Origin of the sequence: Shimia thalassica, assembly GCF_001458215.1 — a bacterium.
Taxonomy (GTDB): domain Bacteria; phylum Pseudomonadota; class Alphaproteobacteria; order Rhodobacterales; family Rhodobacteraceae; genus Shimia; species Shimia thalassica.
Map to the genome: position 1 here is coordinate 1,398,479 of NZ_CYTW01000001.1, position 24,437 is coordinate 1,422,915.

Annotated in this window: 7 protein-coding genes; 5 read left to right on the forward strand and 2 right to left on the reverse strand. The window is 55.4% G+C overall.

The annotated features are described in order from the left end of the window. The first annotated feature begins 202 nt into the window (after nucleotides 1-202). Nucleotides 203-1,693 carry a calcium-binding protein gene (locus PH7735_RS06365; RefSeq protein WP_058310438.1) on the forward strand — a complete coding sequence of 497 codons (1,491 nt, stop codon included), beginning with the start codon at nucleotides 203-205 and terminating at the stop codon, nucleotides 1,691-1,693. 99 nt (nucleotides 1,694-1,792) lie between these two features. Here the strand turns inward: PH7735_RS06365 and PH7735_RS06370 are convergent, their stop codons facing one another. After that, a complete protein-coding gene (locus tag PH7735_RS06370) occupies nucleotides 1,793-3,607 on the reverse strand; it encodes a BCCT family transporter (RefSeq protein ID WP_058310439.1) in 1,815 nt (604 codons plus the stop codon). Nucleotides 3,608-4,085: 478 nt separating this feature from the next. On the opposite strand from PH7735_RS06370, the gene PH7735_RS06375 reads away from it, so the two are divergent. Further along, on the forward strand, nucleotides 4,086-4,364 hold the full coding sequence (locus tag PH7735_RS06375; RefSeq protein ID WP_058310440.1) for a hypothetical protein: 279 nt from the start codon (nucleotides 4,086-4,088) through the stop codon (nucleotides 4,362-4,364). Nucleotides 4,365-4,567: 203 nt separating this feature from the next. After that, nucleotides 4,568-6,328 (forward strand): calcium-binding protein, encoded by a 1,761-nt coding sequence (locus PH7735_RS06380; protein ID WP_058310441.1) that lies wholly within the window; start codon nucleotides 4,568-4,570, stop codon nucleotides 6,326-6,328. A gap of 25 nt (nucleotides 6,329-6,353) precedes the next feature. Here the strand turns inward: PH7735_RS06380 and PH7735_RS06385 are convergent, their stop codons facing one another. After that, nucleotides 6,354-7,469, reverse strand: coding sequence for a TIGR03032 family protein (locus PH7735_RS06385; RefSeq protein ID WP_082645145.1), 1,116 nt, complete (start codon nucleotides 7,467-7,469; stop codon nucleotides 6,354-6,356). Between the two features lie 216 nt (nucleotides 7,470-7,685). Between PH7735_RS06385 and PH7735_RS06390 the strand changes: the two genes are divergently transcribed. After that, a complete protein-coding gene (locus PH7735_RS06390) occupies nucleotides 7,686-18,374 on the forward strand; it encodes a beta strand repeat-containing protein (RefSeq protein ID WP_058310443.1) in 10,689 nt (3,562 codons plus the stop codon). A 418-nt stretch (nucleotides 18,375-18,792) separates the two neighbouring features. Further along, the gene (locus PH7735_RS06395) at nucleotides 18,793-24,228 is read left to right on the forward strand and encodes a hypothetical protein (protein ID WP_058310444.1); all 5,436 of its coding nucleotides are present in this window, start codon (nucleotides 18,793-18,795) and stop codon (nucleotides 24,226-24,228) included. The last annotated feature ends 209 nt before the right edge of the window (nucleotides 24,229-24,437 follow it).

Genomic DNA, 24,437 nt, shown 5'->3' on the forward strand with positions numbered 1-24,437 from the left:
TTTGGCACGTATTCTGCGCATCCGTCGGCAAGGTTTCTCTCAAATTGCTACGTTTACGTCGTAATCATCACTTTCCGGCCCGTGCCGCTTGCAGGGGAATTGGTAGAAACTATTTCTGGTTATAGAATGTTCTTATCCACGCCGACTGGCGCTCTGTCAGGGTGCCAACACTTCGCACCCAGCGCCCTTCGGGAGATAACGCATGATCCAGTTCCAAGACACAATCGGGCTTGATGACAGCATCACCGGTTCCGAAGGCAACGATACCATTCTGGCCGGAGCGGGCGACGATACAATCCAGGCGTTGGGTGGCGCGGACAGTGTTGATGCGGGCGACGGTCATGACGTGATATCGGGCGGCGCAGGTGTCGATACGCTGATTGGCGGGGCTGGGAACGATGTTTTCACCTTTGAAGACGGCGAAACTGTTGGCGCGGGCGAAGTCTTTGAGGGCGGCTCTGGCACGGACACGTTGTTGCTCAGCTTTGGCACCACGTTTGATGGCCTTACGCTGGACGCTGGCGCGAGCGTAGAAGTGATTGACGGAAGTGACGGGGCTTTGTTCCTGTCCGGCACGGACGGGGACAACGTTTTTGACCTGAGCGGGGTGAGCCGTTTGACCGAAATCTATGACATCGATCTTGGCGGCGGCCATGACCGGTTTGTCGGGGGCGCTCTGGATGATCTCGTCTTTGGAGGCGCTGGCAACGACACGTTTTTTGGCGGTGACGGTGAAGACGAACTTTACGGTGATGGGGGCGATGACCTGTTCGTGGTTGACCAGACTGCGGTCGGTTACGGCGAAATCTATGACGGGGGCGACGGTGTGGACACCCTTCGCGTTCTGTCCGGGACAACCTTCAAGGATCTTTTTGCACCGGGTGTCGAGGTCATTGATGCCACAGCGGACGGTTTCCTGTCTGGCACTGCAGGAGAAGACAATATCGAGCTGACCGATGTCACAAGCATGATCGGGTTCAGCAACATTGACCTTGGCCTTGGACACGACAGCTTTCGGGGCGGTGCGCTTAATGAGGCGGTCTATGGGCGCGATGGCGATGATCATATCCGTGGCGGTGATGGCAGCGATACATTGGTCGGAGACACGGGCGACGACACGCTGATCGGGGGCGAGAGCGAGGACGATCTGCGCGATGTCATCTATGCCGGTGCTGGCGCGGATTCTGTCGATGGCGGGTACGGCAATGACGAACTGCGCGGGGATGCGGGCGACGATACCATTGCTGGCGGCTTTGGTGCAGATACCGTGATTGGCGGTACAGGGCACGACAGGCTTACCGGAAGTGCCTTTGCCGACCAGATGTTTGGAAGCGATGGCGACGACTTTGTGAATGGCGGCTTTGGGCATGATCTGCTGAACGGAGGTTCAGGGGCGGATCGGTTCTATCACATAGGGGTTGCCGATCACGGATCCGACTGGGTGCAGGATTACAACGCGGCAGACGGGGATATTCTTCAGTTCGGCATCACCTCTGCCACGGTCAGCCAGTTTCAGGTCAACACAACCCACACGTCAACGGCGGCCGGAGAACGTTCGGGTGACGATGCCATTGAAGAGGCCTTTGTGATCTATCGCCCGACAGGCCAGATCATGTGGGCGCTTGTTGACGGGGCAGGGCAGAGCCAGATCAACGTGCAGATCGGACAGAATGTGTTTGATCTGCTGGCGTAACCTGTCTCGAAATTGACGTTCGGCGGGTGATTGATCAACCCAAAGAAAAAGGCGCCGCAAGCGGCGCCTTTTATTCATTTAACGGGTTTTGACATGCCGTTAGCTTGAGCTTGACAGCTTGTCCCGTTTGCCGTCGCGAAACAGCGCCTTACCTAAAGCAACGCACATCAATCCCATTACCACTGTGAAAGGCAGCGCACCGATGATCATTGCGCTTTTCAGCGCTTCCATCGGGTCGGCTCCGCCATTGGTTTTACCCGCGATCAGCAAAGCACCAATCACAAAGGTCAAAAGCAGACCCCAAACGATGCGGTGTTTGACGCCCGTGTCCTGCTCGCCGCCGGACATGATGGTGTTCATCACCAGAATGCCAGAGTCCGCCGAAGTCACAAGGAAGGTCATGATCAGAACAACACTCATGATTGTGATGCCAGCGAGGAACCCGCCTGAAATCATTTCCCCCAATGTCACGAACAGTTTGGCGGTGTTGGAAGCCCCGATGATTGCCCCTTCTGCAGCGCCACTCAGCTCGAGATCAATGGCTGTGCCGCCCAGAATGGTCATCCATGCAAAGCAAACCAGCGCAGGCGCAAAGACGCATCCGATGATAAACTCGCGCACTGTACGACCCTTTGAAATGCGCGCCAGAAACAGGCCCACGAAGGGTGAGAACGCAATCCACCAAGCCCAATAGAACGTCGTCCATCCCGCTTGCCAGCCAAATTGGCGCCCTTCGTTACCGGCAGCATACACGGCCGACAGGGTTTCGGCAGGCAGCTCTGCTGCGGCGCCCGTCAATCCTTGGACAAACCCGTCATAGGACCCCCAGGCGTTTGTGGCGCCTCCCATCAGGTCACCTGCCAAAGGCTTTGCCGTTTCGGGCAGGGCGGCGGCAAAGGCATCCGCCGATTGCGGCCCATAGGCCCCAAAGCTGAGCGAGATAAAGTTCAAGAGATAATCAACAAAAGCGCTGGCGTATGTCGTCATGGCAAACAGGAACGATCCGAACACAACGAAGGTCATCAACAGGATGACCGACAACACCAGATTGAGGTTCGAGAGGTATTTCACCCCGCGACCGACACCCGATACAGCGGACAGGATCGACAGGCCCATGATCACCACGAGACCGGAAATAAGCCCCACCGTGCCCGGTGCAGGCGCGTCGCCAGACATATCCATCATCCATTCCATGCCGGTGATCGCATAGACCCCGTCAATAAACTGGCTGACGCCGAAACCGATCGTCACGGACACACCCAGAATTGTTGCAACGACGCCAAGAACATCAACAACATGCCCGAGAAATCCGTTGACCCATTTGCCGAACAAGGGCGTCAATGCGGACCGGATGGTCAGCGGCATATCCCGCGTATAGGCGTAATAGGCCAGAGAAAGCCCGGTTACGACATAGATGGCCCATGCATGAAACCCATAGTGCAGGAACGTATAGCGAAACCCTGATTGCAAGGCCTCAGGCGTGTTGCCAGCTACGTCACCGGACACAACAAGAGGGTTCGAGCCCCACAAACCAAGGGGTTCCGCCGTCGCAAAGACCATCAGACCGACGCCCAGACCGGCGCCAAACATCATCGAAAACCATGAGAAATTTGAAAACTCGGGGGCCTCTCCCGGTTGCCCCATGATCCGTTTTCCCGTCTGGGGCAACACAGCTACAACAAGCAAGAAGAAGGCAAACAGGCCGACAATGATGATGTAGAAGGTGTTAAAGTCTTCAAGAATGCGCCAGTTCAGGCTGCCCAGAACGCCGTTGGCGTTGGCTGGCCAGATCAGGGCCCAGATCACCAAAGCAATGATAATCCCCTTGCTCAACAGGGCAATTTCGACGCTATGGCCCTCGTAAAAGCCGGATGCGGCTTTCTTGATTTCCAGTTCCGTGTAAGGTTGTTTCATAGTCGCTAGGCCCTCCCCGACCAATTGCGAAATATCCGCAGAGCCTGAAGCACTGCCTTGTACAAATCGTGTTCAATTACGACACTCTTACCGTCTCGACCGGCTTCGGGCGCATGAAACCTCATTTTTCCGTACCTTGCCGTATGGGCGCTTCTCTGGCGCCAACGGGGCTTTTGAGAAGAGGCCGCGGTTGACGAAATGACACTGTGGGAAGGGGCAGGACAGAAAAGCGTTCAATAGGCGGGGCACGTCACGTCAAGCCGGCCCCGATTTCGGAAAAGTTGCCTCGACCCGTAAAAAGGGCTGGACGAAATCACCGAACACAGACACATCAAAGACGCACTGCTTTGCCGGACCGGTTTGGAACGACAAGCAAACAGACCTGCTAACCCCGGCGCTCTGATAACGCAAACAAAGCCTGCCCAAACCGCCGCATTCTTTCGGTGCTTTGAACATTCTGCCTTCCAAGGATTTCCTGATGACCTCTTCCAGCGAGACAACCAAAACCCACTACATTTGCCAGACTTATGTGACGACCAAGGCAGGGCGAAACGGTGTAGAGGGGCTGAAGATCGAAAAACAACTTCAGTATACCTCTGCGGCCCAGGCCCGGGAACGCGCCGAAAGAGAAGCCCGCGCAGACGGGTGTGCCGGTGCCGATGCGTATGAGGTTGAAGAAGACCTGAACTCTGGCGAAGTCGGGCCGCCGAATTTCCTTGCGCGAATTGGGAATGTTCCGGAATTTGACGACTTCTGAAGTCTTGCGCGACCTTTGTTCGCTCGGGGCCAAAGCAACGCCGGACCTTCTGCAACCACCGCTTGATGATGATGCGGGTGAGGCCGCTGTCGATCTTCGGTTTGGCAGTTGGTTGTTTTGTGGTAATTTAACTGTGCGCGCCCTAGCGTATTTCAGAGGCGGCGCCAGATTTAGCCACTCTGATCGATTTGAGGAGAAATGCATTGGCCGAGATTACCGGGACTTTTGAAAATGACGATGGCGTTTCGAATGATGCGCTGATCGGGACAACAGGCAACGATACAATTCGGGGCTTGCTGGGGAACGACCTGCTGCGTGGCGGTGCGGGCGAAGATTATCTGACGGGGGACGTGGGCGCCGACACGGTATATGGCGGAGCAGGGGATGATACCGTCTTTTGGCGGTTCCAGACGGGCATTGCAGAGGTCATGGTGGGCGGTGAGGGCGTCGATACCTTGCAGATTTACATCGATACTGCGCGCGTTAATTCCGGGAACATGCGCCTAGACGCTTCGGACATTTCCGGTTTCGAACGGTTAGAGATCAACGCGACCATGGGAGGGTTTGGCGGCACGATGTACATGTCTCCCGACCTGCTGAATGGCTTTAGCGAGATCGACGAATTGAGCAGGGTTATTCTCACCGATGGTGGCCGCGTCGACCTGAGCGGGCTTACCCTGAGTGACGATGCAGACAATCATGGCTGGATAGAAGGCGTTTCCTATGGGCCTGCCACAACATTAAGCGATTACATATCTTTAGAAGGCTCTCAGACGTCTTGGAACATCGTCGGGCACAACGGAAGCGACACCTTGATTGGGGGCGAGCAGGATGATTATCTGGAAGCCCGCGCTGGACACGTAGACACCCTTGTCGGTAATGGCGGAGATGACCTTCTTGTTTTCGGCATCGCCCGCAATCAACAAAATAGCGCGCTCTTGATCGAAGGGGGGGCTGGCAACGACACACTGCGAGGCACCATCGAGCCTGATTTCGTAGGGATACCCGAGGTGTCCGGTGGTGCCGGAGATGATCTTGTGAACCTGACCTACGGATCCACCTGGGCCAACGATTTCCGTGAATTGCAAGGGCTTTTCTCGGGGGGGGAAGGGTACGATACGCTCGAGGTGTCGAGGAATGTCGCATTTGACTTCTCCGGTTTCGAGGTGTTTCGCGGATCATTGAAGGCCTCGGTGGACACGCTGAACAGTTTGGAAGTGATTGAAGAGGTCCGCTATCTCGCACAGTCCGTTGCCGGTGAGGTCGATTTTGAAAGCGCGACGGTCTCTGCTGGAAACGTCCACACAGGTATAAGCTATCAGGCGTCTTATGGAGATGACCGGCTTTTGTGGTCCAATGCAACGGACATGCTGACGGTCAGGCTCTTTGCGGGCGACGATTACACGCGTCTCGGATCTGGCGCTGATACTGTGTTTGGCGGCAACGGAGATGATCTGATCCGATCCGGAGGAGGCGCAGATGAAGTGCGCGGGGACGCTGGCAATGACTCGTTGATCGGGGGCGCTGGCGGCGATTTTCTGATCGGAGGTAGCGGAAACGATGCGATCAACGGCAATGCCTATACGGACCTTATCTACGGCGGCGCTGGCGATGACTATTTCAACGGTGGCTTTGCCCATGACCTGATCAATGGCGGTGACGGGGCTGATCGGTTCTTCCATCTCGGGGTGTTTGATCATGGCTCGGACTGGGTGCAAGACTATGACGCAACTGAGGGCGACGTCATTTGGTTTGGGCTCGAAACCGCCACTGCCGACCAATTCCAGATCAACTATACCCATACGGCAACGCCCGCGGGGGAACGGTCGGGTGACGACGACGTTGAAGAGGCGTTTGTGATCTATCGTCCCACAGGCCAGATCATATGGGCGCTGGTGGATGGGGCAGGGCAATCCTCAATCAACCTGCAGATCGATGAGGATGTCTTTGATCTAATGCTTTGATTTCTAGTTTATAAATGTCGAGGATTTACATCTCGACGCGCACGGTCGCCTTGATCGCGTCCCCGTGAAATCCGATAGCCTCGGGTTGGCGGGTTTCGTGAAGGATGGCGACGTCATAGAGTTCGTCAATGGTGTGCTCGAAACGAAGCCATTCAACCGTCCGGCCCGTGTCGATGTCGATCACCAACAAACCGCTGCGCGGCGCTGTATCTTTCTGTTTCAACAGATCGTCCAGTTGCAGCCCCTCAAACGTCTGGTTTTTGCGCGGGCGGGATAATCCGACGACGGCATAGCGACCGACAAAAGCCAATCCGCGGGCATATCCGGGACAGAACGCAACCGGGGTGATGTCGCCTGTATCAGGATCGATGGTGCACAACTCGCCACGGCCAGAGTTCAACACCCACAGTTTGCCATCATAAAGACGGGGCGAGTGGGGCATGGAAAGGCCCGTAGCGACGGCTTCGCCGGATGCAACATCCAGCACAACACCCCCATCGCGGCGGCGCTCGCGCCATCCATCCGCGACGTCAGACCGGCTAACGGCACTGACAAAGGCGGCGCGTGATCCATCCATTGCGAGACCATTCAGATGGCACCGGTCTTCGCGGATCATTTGGCTGATAAAGGGCGGCCTCCAGAGCGGGCGGAAGCTGGCTTTTTCGCTGGTTGTCGCAAGGCAATTGTAAGCGGTGCAGACAAAGATCGGGCCGGTGGCCTCGGTATCCGCATCGTCGCTGAACTGGTTTGTGTCGCCGACACCGATGTCATGGATATCGATCTGGCCGGTGACGCGCCCCTCGCGCGGCACAAAGCGTTTGTCGACGCCGGTTTGGGAAGTTTCACTGAATTTGACGTCATTTTCGAACCGCCAGAACGAATGCTGACCGCTGGTCCAGAGGGTTTGACCGTCGGTCCACAGCCCCTGACACTGTTCAATTAATCTTTCGTGTGCGCGTAAAGCACCATCGGGTTTACGACCGATCAGAAACAAACGACCCGCCTGATAGGTGGTCAGCGCCACGCTGCAATTGTTCGTCTCAAGCCAGTCCACAAAGCCCTGAGAAGCCAATAAAAGTTGGGATTTCTCGCCACCTTTGAGCGTGGTGGACGAGGACGGATTTGGTCTGTTTGTTATCATTTTTGGGTCCACCAATATTAATTATTTCGATCCTTGCGCCAAAAAAGCAATAAACGCAATGACTTCTCGCTTTGTGTGAAATGATGCGGAAATTAACAATTTAATTGACAGAGTAAGAACAAAAGTTGCCTTATCGATGCAACTTTTGGGTGGGATTTACGTCGACGCGACCGGCTTTCTTTCCAGTTAGAAAATTCTTGATCTGGAAAATTGTTAATGACTGCACCTACTCTGACGGGCTTCGCGCCCACGATTACGCTTACTGAAAACCTCCTCAATGAGACGCCACAGTTACTTGATGCCGATGTCACGTTTACGGATGTCGAAGGTGATTTTGTCGGCGGAGTACTGTCCCTGACAGGACTTCTTGCGGAAGACACGGTCTCGGTGCGTAACGAGGGGGCGGGGGCTGGAGAGATCGGGCTTTCAGGCGCAGCGGTTACTTATGGTGGGGTTACAATCGGCACACTTGCGGGCGGGGCGGGTGCAGCGCTAACCGTCACGTTCAATGCGGCCGCGACCTCGGTATCGATCGACGCGCTGATCCAGAACCTGACCTATGCCAACAGCAGTGACACCCCGACCGCCAGCCGTGATCTGGTGTTGAATGTGACAGATGCAGCAGGCGAAGACCTGGGGCCAATTCAAGGGACACCCGTTTTTGTCGAGCTGACCGGAGCAGCCAATCCTTTTGATGACGCTATGGTCGGCATTTACAGTGCACCGACCTTTGTCGATCTGGATGGTGACGGCGATCTTGATCTGGTCTCTGGGAACTATGATGGCACCCTGGTTGTCTATGACAATAATGATGCCGATGATGGCTTTAGCAATTATGGAACGATTGGCGGCGTTTACACCGTTGGTACGAGTCGTGCTGCCTTTGTCGATCTGGATGGTGATGGTGATCTGGATATTGTTGTTGGGCAAACCGAAGGCGAGTTTCAGGTTTTTGATAACAACGATGGCGATGCGGGCTTCACCGAACTGTTAAACCTTGCCAATCCGTTTGATGGCGTCGATGTCGGCTCATTTAGCGCGCCTACTTTTGTTGATCTGGATGGTGACGGCGATCAGGATATGGTGGCAGGTGCACTCGACGGCACTTTGCGCGTCTTTGATAACAATGATGCCGACGCCGGTTTTACCGAGTTGACCGGCGCTGCCAACACGTTGAACGGCATTGATGCCGGTTATGTTGCCGTCCCGACTTTTGTTGATCTAGACGGCGATGGTGATCTGGATCTGGTTGTGGGCGAGGACCAGGGCGCGGTGTTGGTCTATGACAACAACGATGCAGATGGCGGCTTTACGCAACTTACAGGCACTGCCAATCCGTTTAGTGCTATCGAAACCGGCTATTGGGCCGCTCCAAGCTTTGTCGATTTGGACGGTGATGGCGATCAGGAGGCCGTCATTGGGGATGACTTAGGTATAATAACCTTCAACAACACGACGCCTCATGGCGCGGCCCTAACTGTTGTCGTTACGGCGGAAAACGACGCGCCTGTTTTGACGGACTTTTCGTCGACAGTTTCTTTCGACGAAAATACCGTGAATGCGGATCCTCAACTTCTTGATGTCGATGTCACCTTTGCCGATGCCGAGGGTAATTTCGATGGTGGAAGGTTGTCCCTGACAGGTCTACTTGCAGAAGACGCGCTGTCCGTGCGCGATCAGGGCGCTGGAGCAGGCGAGATCGGACTGACTGGCCTGACCCTCGTTTCCGGTGAGTCAGGGGAACTTCAGCAGAGTGCAAATGTCACTTTTGGCGGGGTCACAATTGGGACGCTTTCAGGCGGCTTGGGCGAGAGCCTGTGGTTTACGTTCAACGCTGCTGCGACGACGGCTGCAATCGAAGCGCTGATCCAGAACCTGACCTATGCCAACAACAGCGACAGCCCAACTGCAAGCCGAAATCTGGTTTTGAACGTGAGGGATGCTGCGGGTGACGATCTGAATGCAGGTGCCGGCCTGACACTCGCCGTTACGGTAGTGGCCGAGAATGATGCACCGACATTGTCGGGGTTTGATCCGGCGATCTCGTTCGACGAAAACACCGTGAATGAAGGTCCGCAATTCCTGGACAGAGATGTCACCTTCTTTGATGCCGAGGATAACTTTGACGGTGGCGTCCTGAGTTTGACAGGCCTGCAGGCGGAAGACACGGTTTCCCTGCACCATCAGGGGACGGGTCTTGGTGAAATCGGAGTATCCGGCGCGAATGTCACCTTTGATGGTGTCACGATCGGGACATTGGCCGGTGGCGCGGGCGCGGCGCTGACCGTTACTTTCAACGCGGCTGCGACGACATATGCGATCGAGGCCCTGATCGAAAACCTGACCTATAGCAATAGCAGCGACGCGCCGACAACAAGCCGCAATCTGGCGCTGAATGTCGTTGATGCTGCTGGTCTTGACCTCGGATTTGCACCGTCCGGCCCGATTTTCACGCAACTCTTGGGCACAGACAACCCGTTTGATGGCATTGACGCGGGATACAAATCCAGTCCTGCCTTTGCTGATCTGGATGGTGATGGCGATCTCGATATGGTTGTCGGGGAAGACTATGGCACGTTGCAAGTCTATGACAACAACGATGCGGATGACGGGTATACCCAGCTGACTGGCGCCGCCAATCCATTCAATTCGGTCGTGATCGCCGGAAGCCCCTATGGGGGCAGTGACGTTTCCCCGGTGTTTGTCGATCTTGATGGTGACGGAGATCTGGATCTTGTTGTTGGCGGCTATGAAGGTACGCTTCGGGTATTTGACAACAACGATGATGATACCGGCTTTACCGAGTTGACGGGGCTGGACAATGTCCTTGCTGGCATTGATCCGGGTAATCGTAGTGTGCCTGCCTTTGCGGATCTCGATGGGGACGGTGACCGTGATGTACTTGTCGGCGATGTTTTTGGCACATTGAATGTTTATGATGGCCTTGAAGAATTGCAACTGGTCCCCAATCCGTTTTCCGGCGTGGATGTGGGCTATGATGCCAAACCGACTTTTTTCGATCTTGATGGTGATGGCGATCTGGATCTTTTGCTGGGATCCTATAGCGGCACAATACGTTTCTTTGACAACAACGATGGTGATCTAGGCTTTACCGAGCTGACAGGGGCCGCCAACCCGTTTGACGGCTTGAATGGCGGAAACAGCAGCCCAAGGTTTGTGGACCTTGATGGCGATGACGATCTGGATCTGGTTGTTGGAAACTTTTTAGGAAACATAACTGCCTTTGAAAACACGCCTGTGCGCGGTGAGATCAGCATCGTTACGGTGAACGCGGAAAATGATGCGCCGGTCCTGAGCGGTTTTGCTCCGAGCGTCACTTTTGACGAAAACACCGTGAATGTTGCTCCTCAGTTGCTGGACAACGATGTTACGCTCGTAGACGCCGAAGGTAACTTTGATGGCGGTTCGTTGACCGTATCAAATCTGCTGTCCGAAGAAACGGTGTCCGTGCGCAATCAGGGCACAGGCGCTGGCGAAATCGGGCTGTCTGGAGCCAACGTCACCTATGGTGGCGCGACGATTGGCACGCTGGCCGGAGGAATGGGCGCAGCTCTGGTTGTCACGTTCAACGCTACCGCAACCACGACCTCTATCGAGGTGCTGATCGAGAACCTGACGTATACCAACAGCAATGACGCGCCTCTCGCCCCTCAAGAGCTGGTTTTGAATCTGACTGATGCTGCGGGTGATGATCTGGGCGCACTGCAGGGCACTCCCATCTACAGCGAGCTGACAGGGGCGGCCAATGTGTTTGACGGGGTGGATGTTGGAGACCGCAGCTCTCCAACGTTTGTCGATCTGGATGGAGACGGTGACCTTGATGTCGTTGTAGGCGCACTTGATGGCAAGCTGCGTGTTTTTGACAATAATGACGCTGACGATGGCTTTACCGAACTGGATGAATTGTCGAACCCTCTGGGTCATATCGATGACGGTGACGTGAGCAATCCTGCTTTCGCAGATATTGATGGTGATGGCGATCAGGATTTGGTGATCGGGTATTCGAATGGGTGGCTTGTCTTCTACGATAACAATGGTGGGGCAGGTGGCTTTACGCGATACATTGGTGGTGACAATCCGGTCGCAGGGTTCGCTGACGGGTTGATTGGCCCCGTTGTCCCGAATTTTGTTGACCTTGATGGCGATGGCGATCTGGACTTTGTCGTCAACGATAACAATGGCACGTTCCTGTTGTTTGATAACAATGACGGAGATGCGGGCTATACCGAACTCACCGGCGCTGCCAATCCGCTTGATGGGCTGGTAAACGGTCTGAGCTCGGTTACCGCAACCTTTGTTGATTTCGACGGTGACGGCGATCTGGATTTGGTCACGGGTGACGCATACGGCTTTAATGTAGTTTACGAAAAAAATGATGGCGACGCAGGGTATACCGAGCTTGTCGGAGACGACTATCCCTTTATTTCAAATGTCTTTCCTTATGTGAGTGTACCGGCCTTTGCTGATCTGGATGGCGATGGTGATCTGGATCTGATTGTGGGTGAAACGGGCGGAACGCTCAGTTCTTTTGAAAACACGACACCGCATGGTCAGGCTATTGCCGTTGCGCTGACACCTGAAAACGATAGGCCCAGCCTGACGGGTGTGGTGACAGACGTTACCTTGGCCGAAAATACCGTGAACGCCACCCCGCAATTGTTGGACAGCGATGTGACATTCATCGATGCCGATCAAAATGTTGACGGCGGATCGCTTTACGTGACCGGGTTGCTGGCCGAGGACACCGTTTCAGTCCGCAACCAAGGCACAGGCGCAGGTGAAATCGGGTTGTCCGGAGCGGCCGTTACCTATGCCGGCGTGACAATCGGTACGCTTTCCGGTGGCACGGGCGCGACGCTTTCAATTGCGTTCAACAGCGCCGCAACATCGGTTGCGGTCGATGCATTGATCGAAAACCTGACTTACGCAAATTCAAGCGATACACCAACGTCAAACCGCGAACTGGTGTTGTATGTCGATGATGCCGAAGGCGAAGCACTTGGCCCCCTAGATGGCACGCCAACTTTTGCTCCTTTGCCGGCTGACTCGGATCCATTTGACGGCCTCGACCTATCTTTTGCAAGCGCACCGGCCTTTGCAGATCTGGATGGCGACGGCGATCTGGATGTGGTTTTCGGCGAGGTTTATGGCACGTTGCGTGTCTTTGATAACAACGATGCCGATACGGGTTTTACCGAATTGGTCGGTGCGTTGAACCCGCTCGACGCCATAGATTCCGGATATGCGAGTGCGCCCACTTTCGTCGACCTGGATGGTGATAACGATCTTGACCTTGTGCTCGGAAACTCCGAGGGCGAGCTGCAGGTGTTTGACAACAACGATGCAGATGATGGTTTTACCCAGCTGACAGGTTTGGCCAATCCGTTTGATGAAATTGCGGTTCCATATGCAAGCTCGCCAGTCTTTGTCGATTTGGACGGTGATGGCGATCTCGATCTCGTTTTGGGAAATGGTTCTGGCACTCTTCAGGTCTTCGACAACGACGATGGCGATTCAAACTTTACCGAGCTGACGGGGGCCGCCAATCCCTTTGATGGCATAGATGTCGGCTATGAAAGCAGCCCAATCTTTTTTGACTTGGACGGTGATGGCGATCTTGATGCTGTGGTCGGCAGCAATTACGGCGTGTTGCGGGTCTTTGACAACAATGATGGGGATGCGGGTTTCACAGAGCTGACAGGTGCAGCTAACGTCTTTGATGGCATAAATGTACCCAGTTTTAGCCGTCCAGGTTTGTCTGATCTCGACGAAGATGGTGATCTTGACCTGATATTGGGCGAAACCTTCGGAACACTTCTAAGTTTTGAAAATATCTCGCCACGCGCACACACAATAAATCTGACCGTTACGTCAGAAAATGATGCGCCAGTTCTCGGCGGTGTTCCCGCAAGTCTCACCTTTGCGGAAAACTCGGTGGATGTGAATGTGAGTCCGCAACGGCTTTTGGAAGGAGTGACATTAGCCGATAGCGAGGACAACTTTGACGGTGGATCATTATCCTTGTCTGGTTTGCTGGCTGAAGACTTTATCTTTATCCCCATAGGGTCAGCGGTCGAAGGAATCGGCCTCACTGGATCAACGATCACGTATGAAGGCGTCGATATTGGTACCTGGGACGGTGGCTATGCTGGTTCCACTCTGACTGCCACTTTCAATGCATCTGCGACTTCAACTGCCATCGAGGCGTTGCTTGGCGTACTGCGTTATGGCAACAGTTCTCAGACCCCAACGGCAAACCGTGATCTGTTGCTGAATGTGGTGGACGGTGACGGCGCTGATTTCGGCGCCATTCCAATGCCTCCAAGCTTCGTGGAGCTCACAGGTGCGGCCAACCCGTTTGACGGGATTTCCGTAGATTACAGCAGCACGCCCGCCTTTGCCGATCTGGATGGCGATGGTGATCTGGATGTGGTGGTCAGCGAAAGCTTGGGCACGCTACGGGTTTGGGACAAAAACGATGGCGATGCAGGCTTTACCGAGCTGACTGGGGCCGCAAATCCATTTGATGGCATTGACATCGGTCCCGTAGACCCAGTTATCTTTGCAGACCCAGCGCCAACCTTTGTTGACCTTGACGGAGATGGTGATCTTGATCTGGTCGCAGGCGAAAGTTACGGAAGTTTTGAGGTCTGGGACAACAATGATGACGATGCTGGCTTTACCGAACTGACAGGCGCGGCCAATCCTCTGGATGGTCTGAGTTCTGGTCGCTGGAGCACACCGGTTTTTGTTGATCTCGATGGGGATGGTGATCTCGATCTGTTATCCGGAAACCGCTATGGCTATATCAAGCTGTTTGACAAGGACGACGTGGGTGCGGGCTTTACCGAGCTGACCGGAGCGGCCAATCCGCTAGACTTTATCGATATCGGCTATGAAAGCCGGCCTGCTTTTGCAGATCTGGATGGTGACGGCGATCTGGATTTGGTTGTCGGAAGCCACAACGGCACACTGCGGGTTTTTGATAACAACGATGCTGATACGGGCTTTACCGAACTTACTGGTGCCGCCAACCCTTGGGATGGTGTCGATTTGGGGTACGTTTCAAGACCGACCTTCGTCGATATGGACGGCGATGGCGATCTGGATCTGGTTTCAGGGTCTAATTCCGGAACGCTTCACACCTTTGAAAATACGGCACCGCGCGGGCAATTTATTGACCTCGCGGTCACGGCCGAGAACGATGCGCCAGCTTTGTACTCGTTTGCAGAATCGGTCACTTTCTCAGAGAACGACGTTAACGTAACCGCACGTTTGCTCGATACCGATGTTACCGTGAACGATTGGGAACAGAATTTCGACGGCGGCGTCCTGTCGTTGACGGGACTATTGCCCGAAGACATCGTTTCCGTTCGTAACCAAGGAACCGCGTCTGGTGAAATCGGAATTTCCGGTGCAAACGTCACCTATGGCAGCGTGATAGTCGGAACGCTGAGTGGCGGGGTTGGGGCTGCATTGACGGTCACATTCAATGCCGCTGCATCCTGGGAGTCCGTCAGCGGCTTGGCGCGAAACCTGACTTACATGAACTCAAGTGATGCGCCGACAGCCAGCCGCGATTTCATTTTGAACATGACGGATGCCGCCGGAGATGATCTTGGCCCTGTGACAGGAACGCCGGATTTTGTAGAGCTTGAAGGTGCCGCCAATCCATTTGACAGTATTGATGTTGGTATTGTCAGCAATCCGACCTTTGTGGACCTGGACGGCGATGGCGATCTGGATTTGGTTGTCACAAACGTCAGTGGCACATTGCACGTCTTTGATAACAATGATGGCGATACGGGCTTTACCGAACTTTCCGGTGCTGCCAACCCGTTTGATGGGCTGACCAGTCTTATTGTCGCGGCCCCGACGTTTGCAGACTTGGACGGGGACGGTGATCTGGATCTGGTCATTGGTTCTTATGACGGGATGCTGCGGGTCCTTGATAACAACGACGCTGATGATGGCTTTACCGAGGTTGCGGGCGCCGCCAATCCGCTTAACGGGGTGGATGTTGGCAACGACAGCACACCAACCTTTGTTGATGTTGACGAAGACGGCGATCTGGATTTGGTCGTGGGTGGCTATGACGGTGCATTGCGTCTGTTCGACAACAACGATGATGACACGGGCTTTACCCAACTCACAGGCGGGGACAACCCGTTTGACGGGGTCTCTGTCGTCAGCAGTACCACAATCGCACCCACCTTTGCAGACCTTGACAGCGATGGAGATCTGGATCTCATCGTCGGCGGCTACTTCGGTGGTTTGCAGGTTTTTGATAACAACGATGCCGATATGGGCTATACGCAGCTTACAGGGGCGGCCAATCCGTTTGACGGTGTCGACGTCGGCTATAACAGCAAACCCACCTTTGTTGATCTCGACGGAGATGGTGATCTGGATCTGGTCGTCGGTGCGTATGATGGCACGGTGTCGGCTTTCGAAAATACAACACCTCACGGCCAGGTCATGACCGTGTCCGTGACGCCCGAGAATGACCCGACCACATTCACGGGGCTGGTTTCCGAAATAACCGTATTGGAAGACACGCCATCGGATCTCGACCTGTCAGCGATCGAGTTGGGGGATGCAGACAACAATGCGGACTTCAGGCTCGCCATTACGGCTGACAGCGGCACCATGAATGCCCTGTCCAGCGGGACGGTCACGGTTTCCGGATCAGGGACAAGTTCACTGCTTCTGACTGGCCTTGCCTCTGAAATCGATGCCTATCTCAACACGGGGTCTGCCGTTCAATATACCGGCGCACCGGATGTCTTCGGAACGCCCGCAGCGCAGGTGACCTTGACGGCGAATGATGGTGCCGGAGGCATCCCTCTGGGCACCGTGCAGGTCAATATCACCGATGTGGTGGACATACAGACCGGAACAAGCGGAAACGACAGGCTTCAGGGCGGCATCGGCGCGGACAGCCTTGTTGGCAACGCAGGCAATGACACCCTTCGTGGTCTGGACGGGGCCGATACTCTGTCCGGTGGCGACGGCGTTGACTGGGTGCAATACACCGGCTCGTCAACTGCTGTGACAGTTGATCTGACCGTTGACGGCTTTGGCTTCCAATCGGCGACGGGTGGCGACGCGACGGGCGATGTTCTCTCGGGTTTCGAGAGGGTGCTGGGATCGGATCGCGCTGATACGCTGAACGGCAACGACGAAAACAACTACTTCATTGGCAGAGCGGGAGCCGATAGTCTTGTTGGCGGTGTAGGCAAAGATACCCTGCGTGGTGGCTTGGATGCTGATACGATCTCTGGGGGAGATGGCATCGACTTGCTGCAGTACGTTGGATCAGCCTCTGGTGTAACCGTTGGCCTTTCGGTAGATGGCTTTGGCTTTCAATCTGCTTCTGGGGGCGATGCGACGGATGATGTGATCTCAGGGTTTGAGCAGGTTCTTGGGTCAGCCCACGCCGACATGTTGTCGAGTAGCAATAACGGAAACACTCTCATTGGTGGGGCTGGGAATGATACGCTTTTGGGTGCTGACGGCAGTGATACGTTGCGTGGCGGTCAAGGAGCCGACTCTCTTGAGGGCGGTAATGGTATCGACTGGCTGCAGTATTTTGGCTCCTCTTCCGGTGTTGCTATTAACCTCTCCGAAGATGGCTTTGGTTATCAATCTGCCAGTGGAGGTGATGCAACAGGTGACGTGATTTCCGGATTTGAGCGGGTTCGCGGATCGGGCCATTCAGATGACCTGACCGGGGATGCGAACAACAATGTTCTGATCGGGATGACCGGAAGTGATACACTTACGGGGGGCGAAGGCAACGATACGTTGATCGGGGGCAGAGATGCCGACACAATGGCGGGTGGTATCGGTATCGACTGGGTGCAATACAACCATTCCTCATCAGGTGTTACTATTGATCTCACTGTAGACGGCTTTGGCTATCAATCCGCCTCGGGTGGTGATGCTGCAGGCGATGTGATCTCAGGGTTTGAAAGGGTAATCGGGTCGTCGCATGCTGATGCGCTGACAGGCGGGGGAGACAATGACTATTTCATTGGCGGCGCCGGGAACGACACGCTTTCGGGCGGCGATGGTGACGACACCCTTCGCGGCGGCGCGGATGCGGATACGCTTTCTGGCGGAGACGACATCGACCTTCTGCAATATGTAGGCTCTTCTTCCGGTGTTACTGTTGATCTCAATGAAGACGGATTCGGTTATCAATCTGCCATCGGTGGTGATGCTGCGGGCGATGTGATCTCCGGATTTGAAGAAGTACTTGGATCGGCACATGCAGACATGCTGACCGGTAACACTGGAGATAACAATCTAACCGGCGGTGCTGGCACTGACTCGCTCTCGGGTGGTGAAGGGAACGATAGCCTTCGTGGTGGTACCGGTGCGGATACGCTTGATGGTGGAAACGGTGCCGACTGGGTTCAGTACATCGGCTCGTCCTCTGCTGTGACCGTTGATCTCAACGCGGATGGCTTTGGTTTCCAGTCTGCTTCTGGTGGCGACGCCACAGGTGATGTGATTTCCGGGTTTGAAAGAGTGCGGGGATCGGATCATGCAGATACGCTGACAGGGGATGCCTCTAGCAACACCCTGTTGGGAGGTGCCGGCAACGATACGCTGACCGGTGGTGAAGGGAACGATACCCTGCGTGGCGGTGCGGATGCGGACACGTTTGTCTTCAGCTCTGGCGACGGAAATGACCTTATGGACGGCGAAGACGGTCTGGATACGGTGCAATACATCGGGTTCGACAGCACCGACTTCCAGATTGTCGATCTGGCTGGCGCGGACTGGACTGTGACCGAAATCGCAACCGGTGATGTGGACACGCTGGTCAGTATCGAAACCTTGGTGTTCGATAACACGTCGCTGTTTGTGCTTTAATTTGGATGAGTGGGGCGGCCTTAAATGAACTGGCTGTCCCACATATATGCTGCCCCTAAAACCTGCGATCTGTGAAGCATCGGTGCCAGAGGCGTTGGTGCTTGTATCCTGTTCGCCAATGCGGGGCGCAATTCTGATTCCCCAGAGCTGCTAGTTCGCGCCAAAAGTCGTGATTTCCGTTGCAAAACGCCATTTTGTCGGCGGGCATCGTCTTCCCTAAACCTGTTCGACTTGCCTGTGTTTCCAGCGTGTGACGCGGATTTGTATGCGGAAAACCAATACCTTCTGTCCGGACGAGCGGAATAGGGGCCCATTTTGCGGCATTTTAAAAGGTGTGCCTCAAACTAGTCTTTTGTTGACCTAGAGGAAACCTCTGATCAACAATGCTCCTGATTTCTAGATTTTATTAGGTTACGCCATGCTGCCGAATTTGAATCAATACGCGGTTAATGTTGATCGCCTTATTTCCTATCTCGAAGATCACGAGTCCAAACTTGAAAATACCGAGATCGTTCTCGATGCTTTGGGCGATCTTCAGGAAGCCATGGAAGAGGCTGCTGGCGATGCCCGGCGGATCGATTCATTCATCGATGATTTGCGTGGGGTGGCGACCTTTATCAAACTGTTCCCGCCAACCCGGTCGATCGGGTCGTCTTTGGATCGTATTCTGGACAAGGTTGCTGCGCGAACTGAAGATATTGCCGAAGCGCTTGAAAACCATTCACGGGAAATCAGCATCTTCGGAGCTGCGATTGATACGGCGTCAGGTGCCGTCACCGTCTTGCAGCTCAGTGTCGCCAACGATCTTGGAGACGTAAACAGCATTCGGGCCAGCTTGCTGGATCTGCAAGAAGCTGTCAGCGAAGATCCGGCCGGACTTGATCCGCGCACCCAAAGTGCGCTGGCATCGATGGAAGAGCTGATGGGCGAATTGAATACCAGATTCCCCGAAGATGCTCTGGAAGAAATGACCGACGCGGTTGATGCGTTGGATGTGGCGCTTGCGGTGTTTGCGGGTATGGACGTTGTGGTCGGGCAATTCCGCGACGCGATTGATTCCGTGGCGGGAAAACTGGCAGGCATCGGTGATCCTCTGGGTGATATTGTCGATGCGCTTGATCCTCTTCTTTGGGTGCTCGAAAGGGCGGAGGCGGCAATTGATGCTGTCGTCAGCCCCATCCTTGATCCCATTACCGAGGCTTTGGGAATTGACGCACTGCTGGATTCAGTCGATGCCGCGATTGGCGGACTGCTGCCGAACCTCAACCTGCTGAATCCGCTGAACGGTTTGACGCCCGATTTCAATTCGATCTTCGGCGAGTCTCCTGATTTTGAGCAACCGATGATCTCTCTTATCGAGGATATCTATGGTGCAAGGGACGATTTGCCCGGAACAGACCCTACACAGTTTGTTGCCGCGCGCATCTTTGGTGAACGCAGCTACCTTGGTCCGCTTCTGGGCGAAGGGTCAGCTGATCCGGATGTGCTGCTTGGACAGAACGATCTGATATTCTGGCAGAACTTCCTGTCGGGTGACGCAGATGATGATGTGCTGAGTGCCGGGATCGGGTCTGACACGTTGTTGGGCGGGACTGGTGACGATGTTCTTATCAATGCGGGCGGCGATGACAGTCTGGTTGGCGGAGCGAATTTCGATACGCTTTACACACACGCGCCCCTGTCCGAGTTCAGCTTTACAACCGAAACCCTGTTCTATGATGGGGCCGAGCACGACATTTTGCATCTGAACCATCTGGGCGGCTATCTGGGTGGATTGATCCTGAACTTTGGTCAGGACGAAGTTGTCGATGTCGAAAGCTTCGTATTCGGGTTGACCGTGGTGACCTATGACCAACTGGCCACCGCAGTGCGGGTCAATTATGACCAGAGCAATGAGGTGCCGGGCACTGCCGATGATGACCTGATGCTGGGCGGCATACAGGCCGATGTCTATAATGGACGGGGCGGAGATGACATTCTGATCGCAAGTCAGGGGTTTGATACGCTGAACGGCGGAAGCGGCACTGACCTGATCGACTATTCGGCCTTTTCCTCTGGGGTGCGGGTCGCGCTTCGGGGGGCGGATGCCAGCCGTTTGGGGGGAATGTCTGACAGCTTTAATTCGATCGAGAATGTTCTCGGATCAAGCCTGAATGATCTGTTGATCGGGTCCGATGGTGCGAACCGTCTGAATGGCACGCGCGGCGATGACACGCTGGCAGGACTTTCGGGCAACGACATACTTGTGACCGGCCAAGGGGCGGACATTGCGGCCGGTGGCGCCGGAAACGACCTGTTGCAAAGCTTCCATGGCCTTGATCTGTTTCTTGCCGGGCGGGGGGACGATACCTACCGGTTCGGACCCGACCAGAACGCCGGTGATTTGATTTTCTATTCCATGGGCAATCCGGATCTCAGGGGCGGGGTTGCGGCCTCGGCCTTCGCGTCGTTGCTAAACGCGGACCCGACACTGTCATTGCCCTACCGGATTTCGGTGAACACGGTTGATCCCGATTTGGCGCGGATCCTGAAATACGACAACGCAGGAACTTTGATTGGCACAGACCAAGCCGCAACAATAGGGGCCAACATCGTAGGCACCGAGCGCAACGACACTTTCACGGTCGGCTCTCATTTCGCGCTCTATGCTGGCGGTTTGGGGCATGACAGCTTTGTGGGTCTGGCCGACAACCTGCGCGACCGGATCGTCGATGACGAGGTTGTCCCCCTCGGTCTTCGGGCCTTTGGGGGTGAAGGCTCGGACAGGTTTACCAGCTACACCATGGAGGAAAACTTTGTCGGTGGGGCGGGCAATGACCGTTACATCTATGTCGAGGATGACACCGCAACAGATGCGATGCGACAGACGTTTGACGACCGCCAGACATCGTATTTCTTTGGCGGGGCGGCTCCGACGGATTTCGGTCAGATCGATGAAACGGTTGATCCAGACACCGGGCTGCCGGTCTTTACGCCGCGGGAACTGGGCAGTTTCGATCCGGATGCACTGGTCGATAGTGGTCTTGATACTTTGGATTTGTCCGCAGGCGAACGGTATTGGTTGATCGACGTTGAAAACGGCCTTGTCACCTCTCGTGATTTCATCGGGCGGGATGGCGTTTCGGCCTTTGGCAACGTTGACAATGAACTTCGCTTCTACGGTGTCGAGGTGTTCCTTGGCGGTGATCTGAATGACTGGCTGGTGCATGGCGACAGCAACATCACCTTCTGGGCCGGTGCGGGGCGGGATACCATCTTGCCGGGTGTTGGCGGCGGGACGGGGAACCTTCGGGCCTATGGCGGTCAAGATGACGACTATTTCAACAGCGGCCTTGGATTGGACAGCCTGTATGGGGATGAAGGCGACGACTTTCTTCGCAACAATGGCAACACATCCCAAACACCGGGGGCCTTTGAGGTGCTCGAAGGGGGCACCGGTAATGATTTCCTGACTGTTGGCAGCAACGGTCGGGTCTATTCCGGCGCGCTGACCAATTTCGACGGCGGCGAAGGGCAGGACTGGGCCGAATTCTATCTCGACACTGGCCAGCGTTTCTCGATCAATCTGGGCGGCACAGGGTATACGATTGACGGCATTGGGGCCGGATTTACCGGTATCGAGGGCATCATCGTTCATGGTGCCAATGCAGAGGTCAACGGCACAATTGGCTCGGATGCGATCCAGACGGGCGAAGGGAATGACCAGATCAACGGTTACACCGGCGATGATATCATTTCCAGCGGAGGCGGCGACGATACGCTGATGGGTGGGGCGGGGAACGACATTCTTGCCCCCGGATTCGGGAATGCAACGGTTGACGGTGGCGCCGGAGAAGACGCGCTGGAATTACATGGCCGGTTTGATTATCGCGACGGACAGGGCGTGTCTTTCCGCGACACAGATACGCGCAATATCGGCTGGTCGATCAATCTTGCAAGTGGCGAGATCGTCTCAAATGGGGGTGACAGGGTCACCTTCTCGGGCATCGAACGTTTCGAAGGGGGCTGGGGGGACGACACGATCCTTGGCACCGCTGAAGGTGACTATCTGAGTGGGCACGGACGCAACGACTCTGTCGATGGCGGACTTGGGGCTGACACCTTGCTGGGGGGGGATGGCAACGACACTGTCTTTGGCGGCGATGGCGACGACATCATCAATCCGGGCACGGGGTATGACCATGTCTATGGTGGTGCGGGCTATGATGTCTTGCAGCTGGATGCCAACATGGAAGGTGTGATCCTGATGGGGCATATGGGTGTCGCGACTGGGGTGGCCTATGAATCTATCGAGGTTGCACCGGGGGTCGGCATTTTCACAACTACGGCCTATCCCAGCGTCGACCATTTCAGCGGTTTTGAAGAAATCATCCTGACCAAACAGGGCGACTATGCCGAAGGCTCCTCCGGGGCGGACAATATTCAGGGCGTTCTTGGGGATGACACCCTTATCGGGCTGGGCGGCTCGGATACCCTGTCGGGTGGTGGTGGCAATGATCTGCTGATCGGTGGCGGGCCTTTCACCCTGCCAGCCATGGCACATATGGATCAAACCGGTGGCGCCGCAGGCCTTCGAATTGATAATTTCGACGACATGCCCATCGACGCTTTGACCTTTGAAGTGTTGGTGCAGACCGAACCATCGTTCCAGCAATACGCGCTCATGTCCTATGCCGTTTCGAGGTCCACCAATGAGTTTCTGCTGATCACGGATGCAACGGAAACAACGCTTGATATCTGGATCAATAACGAGCTGATCCCGACCGACGTCGCCGTGGCAGATATCTTTGACGGGGATCTTCACAGGTTGTCGGTGACATGGACCGCGTCGTCGGGATGGTTGCAGGTCTTCTTGGACGGCAGCCTTCTGTGGGAGGAATGGAACATTGACGAGGCGCGCACCCCGATCAGTGCGGGTGGCACGCTGATCTTTGGTCAGGATCAGGATGGCAACGCGCCCGGCGGAGGCTTTAGCACGGCGCAGGCGCTTCATGGGGCGATCGGCGATATCCGGATATTCGAAGGCCAGCGCAGCGAAGAGCAGATTGCCGAGAACGCTTTGCTGGATACCGGATCATTGCGTGACGACAGCCGTCTTGTTGCCTCCTGGCAGTTTGATCCGGACGCGCCGGACCAACAGATCAGCCTTGGCGATCCTTTGACCACCTTTGGCACGGTCTCAGTCGAGGAATTGTCAGATCGGGCCGGTCAGGATACCAGCGACCTGTTGATGGGCGGCGATGGCGCCGACACGCTTATTGGCGGGGCTGATAACGACACCCTTATCGGGGGCGACAGCGAAGACGACCTGCGCGACGAGATCTATGGCGGCACCGGCAACGACAACATCGACGGCGGCTATGGCAATGACGAATTGCGCGGCGATGCGGGCAACGACACCATCGCGGGCGGCTTTGGCGCCGATACCGTTATCGGTGGCAGGGGCAATGACACGCTCACCGGCAGTGCCTTCTCGGATCAGGTCTTTGGGGGAGACGGCAGTGATTTCGTCAACGGCGGGTTTGGCCATGACCTCGTGAATGGCGGTGCGGGTGCGGACAGGTTCTTCCATATCGGTGTCGCAGACCACGGGTCGGACTGGATACAGGATTATGATGCCGCAGAAGGTGATGTGCTGCACTTTGGCATTAACTCGGCCACGCGCAGCCAATTCCAGATCAACACGACCCATACCGCCACTGCAGCCGGAGAGCGGTCAGGCAACGATAGCATCGAAGAGGCTTTCGTGATCTATCGCCCAACGGGCCAGATCATGTGGGCCTTGGTGGATGGCGATGGACAGTCTTCGATCAACCTGCGGATCGGTTCCGAGGTTTATGACCTGCTGGCATAGCCTTTGGGCGTGATCCTCCCACGATCCTTTACAGTGCTCCAAACCGGCATTGGGGCACTAACGTGTGGGGCTGCAAGGGCCGGGCGGCGTAATCCTTGCGCGCCCTGCATGGGCCCGCCGGGAAAGCACGCACGCTTCAAATCGTTACCATCCTTGATGATCACCTCAAATTCCTTACAGTCGTGCTTGCAATGATGCCTGAAGCAAAG